Genomic DNA, 15,341 nt, shown 5'->3' on the forward strand with positions numbered 1-15,341 from the left:
AAGGGGTGGGGCAGGTAGGTCAGGGATGGCTGAGCCCGGCGACGGCGAAGCGGATCAGGTGCTGGGCGGTCTGTTCGCGATGGGCGTGCTCGCTGACGTCGCTCTTGCGCTGGATCATGCCGAAGCCGGACATCGCGTGGGTCAGTGCGCCGGTGACCAGGTCGATGCGCCAGTACAGCTCTTCCTTGCTCAGCTGCGGCAGCAGGCGCGCGAATTCGGCGGTGAACTGGCGCATCACGTGACCGTAGTTCGCGGACAGGAACTGGCGCAGGGTGTCGTCGTGCTCGGCGAATGCCCGCGCCAGCACGCGCATGAACAAGGCGCCGCTATCGTCGTGCGACAAGTCCAGGGCGGGGCGGATGAACGCTTCCAGCACGTCCTCGAGGGTGGTTTCCGGGGCGCCGGCGATCCTGGCGAGTGCCGCCAGTCGGCGTTCATTCAGTGCGTCCAGCCGGCGCCGGAACACCTCCTCGACCAGCTTGTCCTTGGAGCCGAAGTGGTAATTGACCGCGGCCAGGTTGACCCCGGCGGCGGTCGTCAGCTGGCGCAACGAGGCACCGTCGAAGCCGCGCTGGGCGAACAGGACCTCGGCGGCACCGAGTATCCGTTCCTTGGTTGAGCCGGAGCTGTTCACGGGCGAAACCATCCATCGGCCACGGGCCGGTTCAAACGATCGTTTGAGCATACGCGGACAGCTCCGGGGCCGTCAAACAGTCGTTTGTTGCAAACACCCGGCGACTTGCGTATGAGTTAGAATCTGTCAAACTTTCGTGAGCTAAATCCGCAATCCTTGTCGGAATTAGCCGATTCCGCCGGCCTGGGGGCCGGCCATGACCCCTTTCCCTATCCATCCGTTTTTCCGGAGCAGACCCGTATGGCGCTGGAGCGCACTCTTTCCATCATCAAGCCCGATGCCGTTGCCAAGAACGTCATCGGCGAAATCTATGCCCGTTTCGAGAAGGCCGGCCTGAAGATCGTGGCCGCGCGCATGAAGCAGCTGTCGCGCCAGGAAGCCGAAGGCTTCTACGCCGTGCACCGCGAGCGCCCGTTCTTCAAGGCACTGGTCGAGTTCATGATCTCGGGTCCGGTGATGATCACCGCGCTGGAAGGCGAGAACGCCGTGCTGGCCCATCGCGACCTGATGGGCGCCACCAATCCGAAGGAAGCCGCGCCGGGCACGATCCGCGCCGACTTCGCCGACTCCATCGACGCCAATGCCGTGCATGGCTCCGATGCGGCGGATACCGCCAAGGTGGAGATCGCTTACTTCTTCGCCGCGACGGACGTACTTTCGAGGTAACTTGTGCGTTCATCCATGAACGCGGAGATCAAGAAGCGGCCATCCGTGACCGCACTCTTCAGAAAATCATGAACCAGGCAACCATCACTTCATCCGATCAGGCCACCGCCAAGGTCAACCTGCTCGACTTCGATCGCCAGGGTCTGCGTGATTTCTTCACGCGGATCGGCGAGAAGCCGTATCGTGCCGAGCAGGTGATGAAGTGGATCTACCACGACCTGGAAGACAACTTCGAGAACATGACCGACGTGGGCAAGGCGCTGCGCGCCAAGCTCACCGAGGCCTGCTATATCGGTGCGCCGAAGACGCTGCTGGACAAGATGGCCACCGACGGCACGCACAAGTGGCTGCTGGGCATGGACAGCGGCAACGCGATCGAGACGGTGTACATCCCCGAACCGACCCGCGGCACCTTGTGCGTGTCCTCGCAGATCGGTTGCGCGCTGAACTGCAGCTTCTGCTCGACCGGCGCACAGGGCTTCAACCGCAACCTGTCCACCGCCGAGATCATCGGCCAGGTGTGGGTGGCGGCGAAATACCTGGGCAACGTCACCCACCAGAACCGCCGCATCACCAACGTGGTGATGATGGGCATGGGCGAACCGCTGGCGAATTTCGACAACGTGCTGAAGGCGATGCGTCTGATGCGCGACGACCTGGGCTTTGGCTTGGCGGCCAAGCGCGTCACCCTGTCCACTGCCGGCATGGTGCCGCTGATCGACCAGCTGTCGGACGCCATCGACGTGTCGCTGGCGGTGTCGCTGCATGCGGCCAACGACGATCTGCGCACCGAACTGATGCCGATCAACAAGCGCTACCCGATCGCCGATCTGCTGGCAGCCTGCCAGCGCTGGATAGCGCGCAAGCCGCGTACCTCGATCACCTTCGAATACACCTTGATGAAGGGGATCAACGACCAGCCCGAGCACGCCCGCCAGCTGATCAAGCTGATGCGCAAGCTGCCGACGTGCAAGGTCAACCTGATTCCGTTCAATCCTTTCCCGGGCACCCAGTTCAAGCGCTCCGACGCCGACGACATCCACGCGTTCCAGACACAGCTGCTGAATGCCGGGGTATTGACCATGTTGCGGCGTACCCGCGGCGACGACATCGATGCCGCCTGTGGCCAGCTGGCCGGGCAGGTCACCGATCGCACCCGGCGCAGCGCCGACATACGCAAGCGGCAGGACGAGGGGACACTGCATGCGATTTGACCGGGTACTGATCCTCTGCCTGCTGCTGCCGCTGGCCGGCTGCATCACCACGCGCACCGACAGCAGTGCGCTGGGCAAGAGCATGCCGCAGTCCAGCAAGGCGGAGCAGGCCGAGGATGCCGCCCGGATACATACCGAACTGGGCCAGCGCTACATGGCCTCCGGCGACCTGCAGACGGCGCTGGAAAAACTCACCAAGGCGCTGCAGTTCGACCCCAACTACGCGCCGGCGCATACCGTGATCGCGGTGCTGTACGAGCGCATCAACAAGCTGCCCGAAGCCGAGCAGCATTACCGCAAGGCGGTGGCGCTGGAGCCGGCCAAGGGCGCACCGAACAACAATCTCGGCGTCTTCCTGTGCCACACCGGGAAAATCGCCGAGGCGAACCAGTATTTCCAGAAAGCCGTCGCCGATCCGTTCTACCAGACCCCCGATGTGGCGCTGACCAATGCCGGCGTCTGCCAGCTGCGCGCCAATGACGTTGCCGGGGCTGAAGCGAGTTTTCGTGACGCCATCGCAAGAAATCCCAAGAATGCGGAGGCACTCTTCCAGCTTGCGAATACGCTTTATCTGAATAAGGATGCATTTCGCGCCAGGGCTTTTCTCCAGCGGTTCGATGCGCTGGGCCAGCCGACTGCCGCGTCGCTCAAGCTAGGCCACGATATCGAAACCCGTCTGGGCAACCCGGAAGGTGCCCTCACTTACAGCAAGCGATTGCTCAGCCAGTTCCCGGACTCGGAGCAGGCGCACGCCCTAGACACAACTGCCAGCCCATGACCTCCATGCAACCTCAATCTACCGAGCAGGGTTCCAGCGAGCCCGGGCTGTTCGGTATCAATTTGCCCAACATGGACGTGTCGTCGACACCCCCTCACACGGTAAGTTTCGGCAGTCGCCTGCATGCGGCGCGTGAAGCCCAGGGCCTGGACCTGGAAGCCTGCGCGCATTCGCTGAAATTGCCCGCCCGGGTGCTGCGCCAGCTCGAACGCGACCAGTACGATGGCATCGATTCCAAGATCTACCTGGGCAGCTACATCAACAAGTATGGCCGCCACCTGGGCATCAACGAGGCATCGATCCAGGTCGAGCTCGACCGCATCAGGCAGATCGAGGCGCCGCTGGTAGCCACCGGCGGCATCTCGCACTCGCGCTTCCTGCTGGACCGTTACGCCACTGCCGCCACCTACGTCGTGCTGACCGCGGTGATCGTGGTGCCGATGATCTGGCTGGGCGTGCGCGGCACGCTGGATCGCGACCTCAGCCATCTCGCTCCGCTGGATGCCGCCCCGGTGGCCCAGCTGGAAACGCCTGCCACCAACAAGGCAGTTGCCGACGGAAAGGCCGGTGACTCGATCCCGAAGGCGCCGCCTGCAGCCATGCCGCAGCCGGAACAGGATCAGCCGCTGCTGGCCTCGATGGCGCCATTCCCGAACCTGGAAAGCGCCAGCCTGTCGCAGGCCAAGCCGGCTGCATCAGTCGCCGCCATCGGTACCGGCGGCCACAACCTGAGCCTCAACCTCTCGGCGGCCAGTTGGGTCGAAGTGACCCAGGCCGACGGTACGCGGCTGGAATACGGCCTGCTCGCGGCCGGCAGCAGCAAGACCTATCACAGCGACCAGCCACTGGATGTGCGCATCGGCAATGCCGCCGGCGCACAGGTCAGCATCGACGGCAAGTCGATCGGCCTGGACGATTTCCGGCGCGCCAACGTGGCGCGTTTTCGCGTGCAGACGCAGGACGGCACGGCCTCCGCCACCAGCTTCTGATCGCCATTCGGGGCCGCTGCGAGCGGCCCATTTCGGTTATGCTTGCCCACTCGGTCCGCTCGGCAACGAGCGGGTATGACCGGCTTTTCCCTTTGTTTACCGCACCGGCCTGTGCACGCGTCTGCGGGCGCGCGGCCTTTTGAATGGTGATTGCATGGCATTTGAAGAATACGACAAGTACGAACAGAGCGAGCTGGTTCAGAAGTGGCTGCGCGACAACGGCGTGTCGATCATCGCCGGCATCGTTATTGGCCTGGTCGGCATTTTCGGTTGGCAGCAGTGGCGCAGCCACCAGGCCCGGAACGAGGGCCAGGCCTCCCAGCTCTACCAGCAGATGCAGATCGCGCAGGCGTCCGGCAAGCCGGACACCGCTTCGCAGCTGACCGACCAGCTGATGAAGGATTACGCGAAGTCGCCGTTCACCGTATTTGCCGTCAGCGAGCGCGCCAAGCAGCAGGTGCAGGCCAAGCAGCTGGACAAGGCCGAGGCATCCCTGAAGTGGGCCGAGAGCCACGCCACCGCTCCGGCGTTGAAGTCGTTGACGCTGTTGCGCATCGCACAGGTGGAACTGGCCCGCGACAACGGCAAGGAGGCGCTGGCCACGCTCGATCGCATCCCGGCCGACAGCTATCAGGGGCTGGCGCAGGAACTCCGCGGTGATGTGCTGGTCAAGCTTGGACGTTCCGACGAAGCACGCAAGGCCTATCAGACGGCCTTGTCGGCGTTGGGCGAGGAAGCGCCGCAACGCGGTGCCTTGCAGATGAAACTCGATGATTTGGCCGTGGCCGGGAAGCAGGGTGCATGAAAAGATTTTTGCTGATCACGCTGGCTTCATTGGTGGCCCTTGCCGGTTGCCATTCGTTCAAGAAGGAAAACGTCCAGCCGCCGACTCCGCTGGCCAAGGATTTCAAGCCGACGCTGCAGGTCACCCGCCTGTGGCGCGCCAGCGTGGGCGACGGCGCCGGCACCAGCGGCGCGCGCCTGCGCCCGACCGTGGTCGACGGCGTGCTCTATGCCGCCAGCACCGACGGCAAGCTGGTTGCGTTTGACGCCGCCAGCGGCAAGAGCCTGTGGTCGAAGAGTTCGCGCATCCATGGCTGGTTCGGCTGGGGCGACAAGAAGCGCAAGGACGCCCAGTACGCCGGCGGCCCCGCGGTCAGCGGCGACCTGCTCGCCGTCGGCACGCTGGACGGCCACGTCTACGCCGTGAACGCAAAAGACGGCAGTCCGCGCTGGGATGTCGAGGTGAGCAGCGAAGTGCTGGCGTCGCCGGTAATCGTCGGCGACATGGTCGTGGTGCGTACCGGCGACGGCCGCGTCTACGCGCTGGACGCGGCGAGCGGCCAGCGTCGCTGGGTCTACGACCAGGGTACCGTGCCGCTGCTCAGCCTGCGCGGCAATGGCTCGCTGCTGGCGGCCAACGGCGTGCTGTTCTTCGGCAGCGACGACGGCAAGCTCGTCGCCCTGCGCCAGGACAACGGTGCGAAGCTGTGGGAACAGAAACTGGCCAGCGGCGAGGGCCGCACCGAGATCGATCGCCTGAATGACGCCGACGGCGCGATCCTGCTGGACGGCAGCACGCTCTACGGCGCCGCCTATCACGGCAACCTGGCAGCGGTTGACGGCCCCAGCGGCCGTCCGCTGTGGTCGCATCCGTTCTCCAGCTTCGAATCGCTGGCGGTCAGCGCCAATGCGGTTTTTGGCGTCAACGACGAATCAGTGGTGTGGGCATTCGACAAGAATGGCGGCGCCGACATGTGGAAGAACGACGCGCTGAAGTACCGCTGGCTCAGCGGCCCGGCCGTGCAGGGCAACTACGTCGTGGTCGGCGATCTGGAAGGCTACGTGCACTGGCTGCAGACCGGTGACGGCGCGCTGGCCGCCCGCGAGCGGCTGTCGAAGAAGGCGATCCGCGCCCAGCCGCTGGTGGTGGGCGACACCGTTTACGTCGAGGACGTCGAGGGCCGTATCGGCGCCTACCGTCTGTCCTCGCACTGATCGCTGGAACGAAGTACTCATCATGTTGCCCGTCGTCGCACTGGTTGGTCGTCCGAATGTCGGCAAATCGACCCTTTTCAATGTGCTGACGCGCAGCCGCGACGCCCTGGTGGCCGACATGCCGGGCGTCACCCGCGATCGCCACTACGGCATCTGCCGCAGCGGCGATCGGCCCTTCGTGGTGGTCGATACCGGCGGCCTGTCCGGGGTCGAGGAAGCCATGGACGTGCTGACCGCGAAGCAGGTGCGCCTGGCGATCGCGGAAGCAAACGTACTGGTGTTCGTGGTCGATGCCCGCGATGGCCTGCTGCCGCAGGATTACGTGATCCTGGGCGAGCTTCGCCGCAGCGGCAAGCCGATCGTCGTCGTGGTCAACAAGACCGACGGCCTCGACGAACAGGCCGTGCTGGCCGAGTTCTCCGCGTTCGGCATCGGCACCACCTTGCCGTTGTCCGCGGCGCACAATCGCGGCACCGACGACCTGATCCGGGCCCTGCTGCCGCTGCTGCCGGCCGACGAGGAAAGCGCGACCGAAGCCGCGGGCGAGGACGGCAGCATTCGCGTCGCCATCGTCGGCCGTCCGAACGCCGGCAAGTCGACCCTGATCAACCGCCTGCTGGGCGAAGAGCGGCTGATCGTCTCCGATGTCGCCGGCACCACCCGCGACCCGATCCGGGTACCGCTGGAGCGCGACGGCAAGCGCTACACGCTGATCGACACCGCCGGCATCCGGCGCAAGGCGCGGGTCGAGGAAGCCGTCGAGAAATTCAGCGTCATCAAGACGCTGCAGTCGATCGCCGCCGCCCAGGTCGTGGTGGTGATGATCGATGCCCGCGAAAACCTGGCCGACCAGGATCTCACCCTGATCGGCTACGCGATGGACGAGGGCAGGGCGCTGGTCATCGCGATCAACAAGTGGGACGACATGGACCAGTACCAGCGCGACGAGTGCCGCCGCGCGCTGGATCGCCGGCTGGTGTTCGTCGATTGGGCCAAGCAGGTGCAGATCTCCGCGCTGCACGGTTCCGGCCTGCGCGAGCTGATGCGCGCGGTGGTGCGTGCGCATGCGTCGGCGACCAAGGTGCTGGTGTCTTCCGACCTCACCAAGACGCTGGAGAAGGCATACGAGAGCTACCAGCCGCCACTGGTGAACGGCCACGCGCCGAAGCTGCGCTTCGCGCATCCGGGCGGAACCAACCCGCCGACCATCGTGATCCACGGCACCCGCACCAAGCACATCGCACCGGCGTACCAGCGCTATCTGGAGAATTTCTTCCGCAAGCGCTACAAGCTGGAAGGCACGCCGGTCCGGATTGCCTTCCGCGAAGGCGAGAACCCGTATGCCGGGCGCAAAAAGGTGCTGACCAAGGAACAGCAGCACAAGGCCAGGCGCCGGGTCAGCGACCTGATCAAGCGCACGCGCTGAGTCGCCGGATTTCCTGCCGGACCGTGCTGCGCGGATCCACGCCCGTCAGCCCAGGTCCTGCGGAATCAGGGCATACACCGCCGCATCGCATGCCTGCCCGTGTGCCCACAGGCGCTGACGGGCGATGGCCTCGAACCGTGCTCCCAGCTTTTCGGCCGTGCGTCGGCTCGGCCGGTTATCGGGTAGCGCGATGATCTCGATACGGATCAGCCCCAGCCGCCCAAAACCGAAACGCGCGACCATGGCAGCCGCGGCCGACGCGATACCTTGCCCGTGACGTGACTGGCGCACCCAGTAACCCAGGTTTGCGCTCCGATGAACCCGGTTGCGCTGGCCCAGACCGACGCCGCCGAGCAGGTCGCCCGAGGCCGCGTCGAAAACCGCAAAGGCAAAATGCTCGCCCGAGTGCCAGCCAGTCTGGCACTGCGTTACCCAGGCCATGGCAGCATGCAGGTCGTAACCAGCGTGACACCACGGCAGCCAGCGGCCAACGCTTTCCGCAGACCCGCGTGCGGCTTCTGACAGCGCCGCCGCGTCGCGGTCCTGCCATGGGCGCAAGTTCAATCGACCGTCGGTCAGTTCCAGCGCGGCTGGAATCGTCTCGTCTGCACCCATGCGTGCGTTCCGTTTGTGCGCATCAGGCCAAGCCCGGATAATGACCGACTTTACACCCGGGCATTCCCATGAGCGCACGCATCCTCGACGGCAAACGCATCGCACAGGAACTGCTGGAACGTGTCGGCCTGCGCGTCGCCGCGAGGGTGGCGCAAGGCCTGCCCGCACCGGGACTGGCGGTGGTGCTGGTAGGCAGCGATGCGGCCTCGACGGTCTACGTGCGCAACAAGCGCAAGGCTTGCCAGCAGGTGGGTTTCCGTTCGTTCGGTTATGACCTGCCGCCCGACACCACCCAGGAAGAACTGTTCGCCCTGATCGACCGGCTCAACGCCGACCCGGACGTGCACGGCATCCTGGTGCAGTCGCCGCTGCCGGCACATATCGACGAGGATGCCTTGGTCGACCGCATCGACCCGAACAAGGACGTCGACGGTTTCCAGGCGATCAACGTGGGGCGCCTGGCCTTGCGCCGTTTCGGCTTGCGCCCATGCACGCCCAAGGGCGTGATGACCCTGCTCGGGCACACCGATCGCCCGGTGCGCGGCCAGCACGCGGTGGTGGTCGGCGTGTCCAACCATGTAGGCCGCCCGCTGGTGCTGGAGCTGATGATCGCCGGCTGCACCACCACCAGTTGCCACCGCTTCACCCGCGACCTGGAAGTCTTCGTGCGCCAGGCCGACATCGTGATCGTCGCCGTGGGCAAGGCCGGGCTGGTGAAAGGCGAGTGGATCAAGCCCGGCGCCGTGGTGATCGACGTGGGCATCAACCGGCTCGACGACGGCCGCCTGGTCGGCGACGTGGAATTCGCCCCGGCCGCCGAACGCGCCAGCTGGATCACCCCGGTGCCCGGCGGCGTCGGCCCGATGACGGTGGCCACGCTGATGGAGAACACGCTGGAAGCGGCCGAGGCGCACACCGCACCGCAGCGGGTCGCCTGACCCATCGTGGTGCCGCGGTGTTCAGCCGCACGGCTGGCGAGCATCCCGGCGGGGCGCGTATAATCTCCTCTTTGCAGCGGGACTTTTCGCATGCGCATCCTCGCCGAGGCCCTGACCTACGACGACGTCTACCTTGTTCCGGGCCATTCCATCGTGTTGCCGCGCGATGTCAACACGTCAACGCGGTTCACCCGCGACCTGCGCCTGAACATCCCGATCGTGTCCGCCGCGATGGACACCGTGACCGAAGCCCGGCTCGCCATCACCATGGCGCAGAACGGCGGCATCGGCATCATCCACAAGAACATGACGGCCGAGCAGCAGGCAGCCGAAGTGCGCCTGGTCAAGAAGTTCGAGGCCGGCGTGATCCGCAATCCGATCACCGTGGGCCCGGACACCTCGATCCGCGAAGTGCTGCGGCTGACCCACGCGCACAACATCTCCGGCGTGCCGGTAGTCGACGGCAGCAAGCTGGTCGGCATCGTCACCAGCCGCGACCTGCGCTTCGAGCGCAAGCACGACGACCCCGTGCGCAACATCATGACCCGCCAGGACAAGCTGGTGACGGTGCAGGAAGGCGCCAGCCAGGACGAAGTGCTGCAACTGCTGCACAAATACCGCATCGAAAAGGTGCTGGTGGTCAATGAAGCCTTCCAGTTGCGCGGGCTGATCACCGTGAAGGATATCCAGAAGGCGCGCGACAACCCGCATGCCGCGAAGGATCACCACGAGGCCCTGCTGGTCGGTGCCGCGGTCGGTGTCGGCGGCGATACCGAGCAGCGCGTGGCCGCGCTGGTCGATGCCGGCGTCGACGTGCTGGTGGTGGATACCGCGCACGGCCATTCGCAGGGCGTGATCGAACGCGCCGGCTGGGTCAAGAAACACTACCCGCAGGTGCAGGTGATCGCCGGCAACATCGTCACCGGCGAAGCGGCGCGCGCACTGCTCGACGTGGGCGTGGACGCGGTCAAGGTCGGCGTGGGCCCCGGCTCGATCTGCACCACCCGCGTGGTGGCCGGCGTCGGCGTCCCGCAGATCACCGCGATCGACCTGGTCGCCACCGCGCTGAAGGACGAGATTCCGCTGATCGCCGACGGCGGCATCCGCTATTCGGGCGACATCCCCAAGGCGCTCGCCGCCGGCGCGTCCACCGTGATGCTCGGCTCGATGTTCGCCGGCACCGAGGAATCGCCGGGCGAGGTCGAGCTGTTCCAGGGCCGTTCCTACAAGAGCTACCGCGGCATGGGCTCGATCGGCGCGATGCAGCTCGGCTCCAAGGACCGCTACTTCCAGGACGAGGCGGACGCCGACAAGCTGGTGCCCGAGGGCATCGAAGGCCGCGTGCCGTACCGCGGTCCGCTGCGCAATATCATCCACCAGCTGATCGGCGGCCTGCGCGCGTCGATGGGTTACCTGGGCGCGGCCACCATCGAGGACGTGCGCCACAAGGCGCAGTTCGTCAAGGTGACTTCCGCCGGCGTCACCGAGGCGCACCCGCACGACATCCAGATCACCAAGGAAGCGCCGAATTACCGGCTGAATTCCTGATAGGTCGGGAGTGGGGAATCGAGAATGGGGAATCGTTGAAAGCGACTTTCCCGCTTCCTGATTTTCCCGTACGCGCCGGGTGCAGAGCGAACCGGCGTTTCCATTTCCGACTCCCCATTCCCGATTCCCGGCCATGCAATGACCAACATCCACTCCGACAAGATCCTGATCCTCGACTTCGGTGCGCAATACACCCAGCTGATCGCGCGGCGCGTGCGTGAGCTTGGCGTCTACTGCGAGATCTGGGCCTGGGATCACGATCCCGCCGAAATCGCCGCCTTTGGCGCGAAGGGTTTCATCCTCTCCGGCGGCCCGGAATCCACCACGCTGGAAGGCGCGCCGAAGGCCCCGCAGCAGGTGTTCGACGCCGGCCTGCCGATCCTCGGCATCTGCTACGGCATGCAGACCCTGGCCGCCCAGCTTGGCGGCGCCACGGAAGCCGCAGACGCCCGCGAATTCGGCCATGCCAGCGTGGACATCGTGGCGCCGAGCCGCCTGTTCGACGGCCTCAGCGATCATCCGGGCGAGCACAAGCTGGACGTGTGGATGAGCCACGGCGACCACGTGTCGAAAGCGCCGCCGGGCTTCGTCGTCACCGGCACGACCGACCGCATTCCGGTCGCGGTGATGGAGCACGAGGCCAGGCGCTGGTACGGCGTGCAGTTCCACCCGGAAGTGACGCACACGAAGCAGGGCGGGGCGCTGCTGAAGCGTTTCATCACCGAGATCTGCGGCTGCAAGACGCTGTGGACCGCGGCCAACATCATCGACGACCAGATCGCCCGCGTGCGCGCCCAGGTCGGCGACGATCACGTGCTGCTGGGCCTGTCCGGCGGCGTCGATTCCTCGGTGGTCGCCGCGTTGCTGCACAAGGCGATCGGCGATCGGCTGACCTGCGTGTTCGTCGACACCGGCCTGCTGCGCTGGCAGGAAGGCGACCAGGTGATGGCCACCATGGCCGAGCACATGGGCGTCAAGGTGATCCGCGTCAACGCGGCCGACCGCTACTTCCAGGCGCTCGCAGGCATGGCCGATCCGGAAGCCAAGCGCAAGATCATCGGCGGCCTGTTCGTGGAGATCTTCGACGAGGAGTCGGAAAAGCTCATTGCCGCCGGCGGCAACGTGAAGTGGCTGGCGCAGGGCACGATCTACCCCGACGTGATCGAATCGGCAGGCAGCAAGACCGGCAAGGCCCACGTCATCAAGAGCCACCACAACGTCGGCGGCCTGCCGGCACACATGAAACTGAAGCTGGTCGAGCCGCTGCGCGAACTGTTCAAGGACGAGGTGCGCCGGATCGGCGTGGAGCTCGGCCTGCCGCGGGCAATGGTCTACCGCCACCCGTTCCCCGGCCCCGGCCTGGGCGTGCGCATTCTGGGCGAGGTGAAGCGCGAATACGCCGAACTGCTGGCCCAGGCCGACGCGATCTTCATCGACGAACTGCGCAAGGCCGATCTGTACGACCGGACCAGCCAGGCGTTCGCCGTGTTCCTGCCGGTGAAATCGGTCGGCGTGGTCGGCGACGCACGTGCCTATGAATGGGTGATCGCGCTGCGCGCGGTCGAGACCATCGATTTCATGACCGCGCACTGGGCGCACCTGCCGTATGAGTTTCTCGGCAAGGTTTCAAATAGAATTATCAATGAGTTGCGTGATGTTTCTCGCGTTGTTTATGACATCAGCGGCAAGCCACCGGCCACGATCGAGTGGGAATAGCAAAATCAATCACTTGCGGGCAACAGGGAAGGCCGGCAACTTGCCGGCCTTCTCACGTTAAAGCCATAATTCATTGAAATGACAGACGAAATATCCGGAACCTCAAGTACATTCTCAACTGCCGATTTGCAGTACATGCGGCGTGCGTTGCAGCTGGCGGCGCACGCCCGCGACGCCGAGAACGAGGTGCCGGTCGGGGCGGTGCTGGTGCAGGACGGCGAGATCGTCGGACTGGGCTGGAACCGCAACATCACCCTGCATGACCCGACCGCCCATGCCGAAATCATGGCCATGCGCGCAGCCGGCGAGAAACTGGCCAACCACCGGCTGTCCGGCGCCACGCTGTACGTCACGCTGGAGCCGTGCTCGATGTGCGCGATGGCGATGATCCACGCCCGTCTTGGCCGCGTGGTCTACGCCGCTGCCGATCCCAAGACCGGCGCCGCCGGCAGCGTGTTCGACACCCTGGTCGATGCCCGCCACAACCACCGCATCGAAGTGGCCGGCGGCCTGCTCGCCGAGGAGTCCGCCGGCATGCTGCGCGAGTTCTTCCGCGCCCGGCGCTGAACGTCAGCCGCCGTCGACCGTGGCCAAAGTTCCGCCGGCAGGCGCGCTGGCGTCGCTGCCGAGCAGTTGCAGCCGCAGCCCCCACGGCGACACGAAATCCAGCACCATGCGGCCAGCCAGCGGGCCGGAGGTGAGGCGGTGCGGCGCCCCGCTGACGCCAACACCTGCACGCCGCAGCCATTCGCTGGCGTGTTGCACGTCGTCCGAAACGAACTGCAGCGGCCGATCGGCCCGGCCCGATGCGGGAGAAGGGGAGACGCCGCGATCGTCGAACAGCTCGACGACCGACCCGGCGTCGCAGGCCAACAGGCGGGAGGCCGGTGCGTCGCCCGGCGTCGCCTCAGTCGCTACGGACTCCGGGCCAATCAGGCGGCAATCCAGGACATCCTGGAAAAATGCCACCGCCTGTTCCAGGTCTGGCACACCGATCCTGGCGTAGTCGCCACCGTACAGCGTGGCCGCACGGACGCCCGACGGCGCGGCCACGGCCAGGCTGAAAGCAAGAAACAGCAGTAGTGATTTGCCCATGATCCGGCAGCCAGACATGCAATGGGCAGCTACATGGGCACGGGCCATTCCAGGCAAAACCCCTGACTGATGGCCAGTGAGTTTCCCTGAGTGAACAATCACCGTTTCCACGCGGGAACAGAGCGATCGCCCATAGGCCGTTTATCTGCATCGCCGCCGCCCCGATCCTGTTGCCACGCAAACAGACCGGCGTGCGTTGAGATCCTGGCCGGTCCGGTCCATCCATTCCTCGCCGAGGACTATTCGAATGAAGCGCCATCTCAACAATTTGCTGCAATATCCGCGTAACCGGTTCGAAGGCGCCCATGCCACGCACCGGACCGCGACGCCTCGCAACCCGGGCACCACCGGCCTGCAGCCCGAGGACGGCTACGACTGGTTGCGGCAGATCAAGCAGGTACACGCCGGCCGTTCAGCAGCGAGGCGCTGAACGTAAATCCACGGGCAGCGGACTCGCCGGACGCGCGATGGCGTGATGTCCATTGCGCCATCCGATTCCCCGTACAAATGCGTGCAGGTCAAGCTCCACGGCGGGGGCCGCCGTCTTCCGGGGAAGGGGCGCGCTGGGGTTCGGGACTGGCGGGTATGGAGGCCTCATCCGTTGCCGGGTGGCTCCTGTCGAACTCACCGCGCCAGCGTGGCCATGCTTCGGGGTAATGGGCCTGGATGTAAGCGACGAGTCCCTCGCGCACGCGGCAGCGCAGGTCCCAGTTGCGGCCGGAATCGGTGGAACTCACCAGCACACGCAGCTGCATGGCATGTTCGTCGGCGTCGGTCAGCTGCAGCACGCAGACACGCCGATCCCACTCCGGCGCCTCATCGCACAAGCGCTTCAGTTCCTCGCGCAGCGGCGCCAGCGGCATGCGGTAGTCCACCATCAGGGACACTGCGCCGATCAGCTGCGAACTGCGGCGCGTCCAGTTCTGGAACGGGTTTTCGATGAACCAGTTGAGCGGCACCACCAGGCGCCGTTCGTCCCAGATGCGCACGACCACGTAGCTGCCGTTGATTTCCTCGACGCGGCCCCATTCGCCCTCGATGATCACCACGTCGTCCAGCCGGATCGGCTGGGTCAGCGCGATCTGCAGCCCGGCGATCAGGTTGCTCAGCACCGGCTTGGCGGCCAGGCCGATCGCCAGGCCAGCCACGCCGGCCGAGGCGAGCAGGCTGGCGCCGAGCTGACGCACGCCTGGAATCGTCAGCAGGATGATCGACGCACCGATGACGATCACGATGACGTCGGCCGTGCGTCCGAGTACGCGCACCTGGGTCACCACGCGGCGCGCACGCAGGTTGTCGGCCACGTCCATCGGATAGCGCCGGATCGCCGCGCCCTCGAACGCGCCGATGCAGCGCACCACCAGCCACGTGCCTGTCGCCAGCAGGGCGACCAGCAGCAGGTGCTGGAGCAAGGCTACCGGCGCGGATGCAGCCGGCGGCCAGAGGCGCAAGGCCATCGTCAGCGTCAGCAACGGGATCAGCCACTCCATCGGCGCGCTGGCCCGGCCCATGATGTCCGCGATCACCGGATGGCCGACTGCAGACCGTCGCAATACGGCATAGGCCGCGGCGCGCAGCACGACGGCCAGCACCAGGCCGACGACCACCATCAGTCCCAGCCGCACCCAGGCGTTGTGCATCCACAGGGCAAAAAATGTATCCGCCATGCCGGCAGTCTGCCGGTCGGCATGTCGACAGCATGTGGGTATCCCGTGCAATGGCAG

16 protein-coding genes are annotated in these 15,341 nt (G+C 65.7%); 12 read left to right on the forward strand and 4 right to left on the reverse strand.

Annotated features, from left to right (window positions below):
- Window positions 1–19: 19 nt before the first annotated feature.
- Window positions 20–646 (reverse strand): TetR/AcrR family transcriptional regulator, encoded by a 627-nt coding sequence (locus KK131_RS00450; RefSeq protein WP_214554452.1) that lies wholly within the window; start codon window positions 644–646, stop codon window positions 20–22.
- A gap of 228 nt (window positions 647–874) precedes the next feature.
- On the opposite strand from KK131_RS00450, the gene ndk reads away from it, so the two are divergent.
- The 7 genes from ndk (at window position 875) to der (ending at window position 7,705) form a co-directional block, all read left to right on the forward strand.
- Window positions 875–1,300, forward strand: a complete 426-nt coding sequence (ndk, locus tag KK131_RS00455; RefSeq protein WP_214554453.1) for a nucleoside-diphosphate kinase — start codon at window positions 875–877, stop codon at window positions 1,298–1,300.
- Between the two features lie 68 nt (window positions 1,301–1,368).
- On the forward strand, window positions 1,369–2,514 hold the full coding sequence (gene rlmN / locus KK131_RS00460; protein ID WP_214554454.1) for a 23S rRNA (adenine(2503)-C(2))-methyltransferase RlmN: 1,146 nt from the start codon (window positions 1,369–1,371) through the stop codon (window positions 2,512–2,514).
- Window positions 2,504–3,292 (forward strand): type IV pilus biogenesis/stability protein PilW, encoded by a 789-nt coding sequence (gene pilW, locus KK131_RS00465; RefSeq protein WP_214554457.1) that lies wholly within the window; start codon window positions 2,504–2,506, stop codon window positions 3,290–3,292. Before rlmN ends, pilW begins: the two co-directional genes overlap by 11 nt.
- Window positions 3,289–4,281, forward strand: a complete 993-nt coding sequence (locus KK131_RS00470; RefSeq protein ID WP_214554458.1) for a helix-turn-helix domain-containing protein — start codon at window positions 3,289–3,291, stop codon at window positions 4,279–4,281. The genes pilW and KK131_RS00470 overlap by 4 nt, the downstream gene beginning before the upstream one ends.
- 154 nt (window positions 4,282–4,435) lie before the next feature.
- Window positions 4,436–5,086 carry a tetratricopeptide repeat protein gene (locus KK131_RS00475; RefSeq protein WP_214554460.1) on the forward strand — a complete coding sequence of 217 codons (651 nt, stop codon included), beginning with the start codon at window positions 4,436–4,438 and terminating at the stop codon, window positions 5,084–5,086.
- Window positions 5,083–6,279: an outer membrane protein assembly factor BamB gene (gene bamB / locus KK131_RS00480; RefSeq protein WP_214554462.1), complete on the forward strand. Its 1,197-nt coding sequence runs from the start codon at window positions 5,083–5,085 to the stop codon at window positions 6,277–6,279. Before KK131_RS00475 ends, bamB begins: the two co-directional genes overlap by 4 nt.
- 22 nt (window positions 6,280–6,301) lie before the next feature.
- The gene (gene der / locus KK131_RS00485) at window positions 6,302–7,705 is read left to right on the forward strand and encodes a ribosome biogenesis GTPase Der (RefSeq protein ID WP_214554464.1); all 1,404 of its coding nucleotides are present in this window, start codon (window positions 6,302–6,304) and stop codon (window positions 7,703–7,705) included.
- A 45-nt stretch (window positions 7,706–7,750) separates the two neighbouring features.
- On the opposite strand, the gene KK131_RS00490 is transcribed toward der, so the two are convergent.
- Complete coding sequence (locus tag KK131_RS00490) at window positions 7,751–8,320, reverse strand: GNAT family protein (RefSeq protein WP_214554466.1); 570 nt, start codon at window positions 8,318–8,320, stop codon at window positions 7,751–7,753.
- A 68-nt stretch (window positions 8,321–8,388) separates the two neighbouring features.
- On the opposite strand from KK131_RS00490, the gene folD reads away from it, so the two are divergent.
- From folD to tadA, 4 genes are all read left to right on the forward strand, one after another.
- Entirely contained in the window at window positions 8,389–9,258 is an 870-nt protein-coding gene (gene folD / locus KK131_RS00495; RefSeq protein WP_214554467.1) for a bifunctional methylenetetrahydrofolate dehydrogenase/methenyltetrahydrofolate cyclohydrolase FolD, read from the forward strand.
- 90 nt (window positions 9,259–9,348) lie between these two features.
- A complete protein-coding gene (guaB, locus tag KK131_RS00500; protein ID WP_214554468.1) occupies window positions 9,349–10,806 on the forward strand; it encodes an IMP dehydrogenase in 1,458 nt (485 codons plus the stop codon).
- A 138-nt stretch (window positions 10,807–10,944) separates the two neighbouring features.
- On the forward strand, window positions 10,945–12,522 hold the full coding sequence (gene guaA, locus KK131_RS00505; protein ID WP_214554470.1) for a glutamine-hydrolyzing GMP synthase: 1,578 nt from the start codon (window positions 10,945–10,947) through the stop codon (window positions 12,520–12,522).
- Window positions 12,523–12,600: 78 nt separating this feature from the next.
- Window positions 12,601–13,089, forward strand: coding sequence for a tRNA adenosine(34) deaminase TadA (tadA, locus tag KK131_RS00510; RefSeq protein WP_214554472.1), 489 nt, complete (start codon window positions 12,601–12,603; stop codon window positions 13,087–13,089).
- Between the two features lie 3 nt (window positions 13,090–13,092).
- Here tadA and KK131_RS00515 read toward each other — a convergent pair whose 3' ends face one another.
- Window positions 13,093–13,665 (reverse strand): VOC family protein, encoded by a 573-nt coding sequence (locus KK131_RS00515; RefSeq protein WP_250887153.1) that lies wholly within the window; start codon window positions 13,663–13,665, stop codon window positions 13,093–13,095.
- 199 nt (window positions 13,666–13,864) lie between these two features.
- Here KK131_RS00515 and KK131_RS00520 point away from each other — a divergent pair, with 199 nt between their 5' ends.
- A complete protein-coding gene (locus KK131_RS00520) occupies window positions 13,865–14,047 on the forward strand; it encodes a hypothetical protein (RefSeq protein ID WP_214554474.1) in 183 nt (60 codons plus the stop codon).
- Between the two features lie 88 nt (window positions 14,048–14,135).
- Here KK131_RS00520 and KK131_RS00525 read toward each other — a convergent pair whose 3' ends face one another.
- The gene (locus KK131_RS00525) at window positions 14,136–15,284 is read right to left on the reverse strand and encodes a mechanosensitive ion channel domain-containing protein (protein ID WP_214554476.1); all 1,149 of its coding nucleotides are present in this window, start codon (window positions 15,282–15,284) and stop codon (window positions 14,136–14,138) included.
- Between the last annotated feature and the right edge of the window lie 57 nt (window positions 15,285–15,341).

Origin of the sequence: Rhodanobacter sp. LX-99 (assembly GCF_018599185.1) — a bacterium.
Classification (GTDB): domain Bacteria; phylum Pseudomonadota; class Gammaproteobacteria; order Xanthomonadales; family Rhodanobacteraceae; genus Rhodanobacter.

What these genes read in the sequence shown, in the direction of transcription:
- KK131_RS00450 (WP_214554452.1), bottom strand. Translation starts at nt 646, where the DNA reads ATGGTTTCGCCCGTGAACAGCTCCGGCTCAACCAAGGAACGGATACTC.
- ndk (WP_214554453.1), top strand. Translation starts at nt 875, where the DNA reads ATGGCGCTGGAGCGCACTCTTTCCATCATCAAGCCCGATGCCGTTGCC.
- rlmN (WP_214554454.1), top strand. Translation starts at nt 1,369, where the DNA reads ATGAACCAGGCAACCATCACTTCATCCGATCAGGCCACCGCCAAGGTC.
- pilW (WP_214554457.1), top strand. Translation starts at nt 2,504, where the DNA reads ATGCGATTTGACCGGGTACTGATCCTCTGCCTGCTGCTGCCGCTGGCC.
- KK131_RS00470 (WP_214554458.1), top strand. Translation starts at nt 3,289, where the DNA reads ATGACCTCCATGCAACCTCAATCTACCGAGCAGGGTTCCAGCGAGCCC.
- KK131_RS00475 (WP_214554460.1), top strand. Translation starts at nt 4,436, where the DNA reads ATGGCATTTGAAGAATACGACAAGTACGAACAGAGCGAGCTGGTTCAG.
- bamB (WP_214554462.1), top strand. Translation starts at nt 5,083, where the DNA reads ATGAAAAGATTTTTGCTGATCACGCTGGCTTCATTGGTGGCCCTTGCC.
- der (WP_214554464.1), top strand. Translation starts at nt 6,302, where the DNA reads ATGTTGCCCGTCGTCGCACTGGTTGGTCGTCCGAATGTCGGCAAATCG.
- KK131_RS00490 (WP_214554466.1), bottom strand. Translation starts at nt 8,320, where the DNA reads ATGGGTGCAGACGAGACGATTCCAGCCGCGCTGGAACTGACCGACGGT.
- folD (WP_214554467.1), top strand. Translation starts at nt 8,389, where the DNA reads ATGAGCGCACGCATCCTCGACGGCAAACGCATCGCACAGGAACTGCTG.
- guaB (WP_214554468.1), top strand. Translation starts at nt 9,349, where the DNA reads ATGCGCATCCTCGCCGAGGCCCTGACCTACGACGACGTCTACCTTGTT.
- guaA (WP_214554470.1), top strand. Translation starts at nt 10,945, where the DNA reads ATGACCAACATCCACTCCGACAAGATCCTGATCCTCGACTTCGGTGCG.
- tadA (WP_214554472.1), top strand. Translation starts at nt 12,601, where the DNA reads ATGACAGACGAAATATCCGGAACCTCAAGTACATTCTCAACTGCCGAT.
- KK131_RS00515 (WP_250887153.1), bottom strand. Translation starts at nt 13,665, where the DNA reads ATGGCCCGTGCCCATGTAGCTGCCCATTGCATGTCTGGCTGCCGGATC.
- KK131_RS00520 (WP_214554474.1), top strand. Translation starts at nt 13,865, where the DNA reads ATGAAGCGCCATCTCAACAATTTGCTGCAATATCCGCGTAACCGGTTC.
- KK131_RS00525 (WP_214554476.1), bottom strand. Translation starts at nt 15,284, where the DNA reads ATGGCGGATACATTTTTTGCCCTGTGGATGCACAACGCCTGGGTGCGG.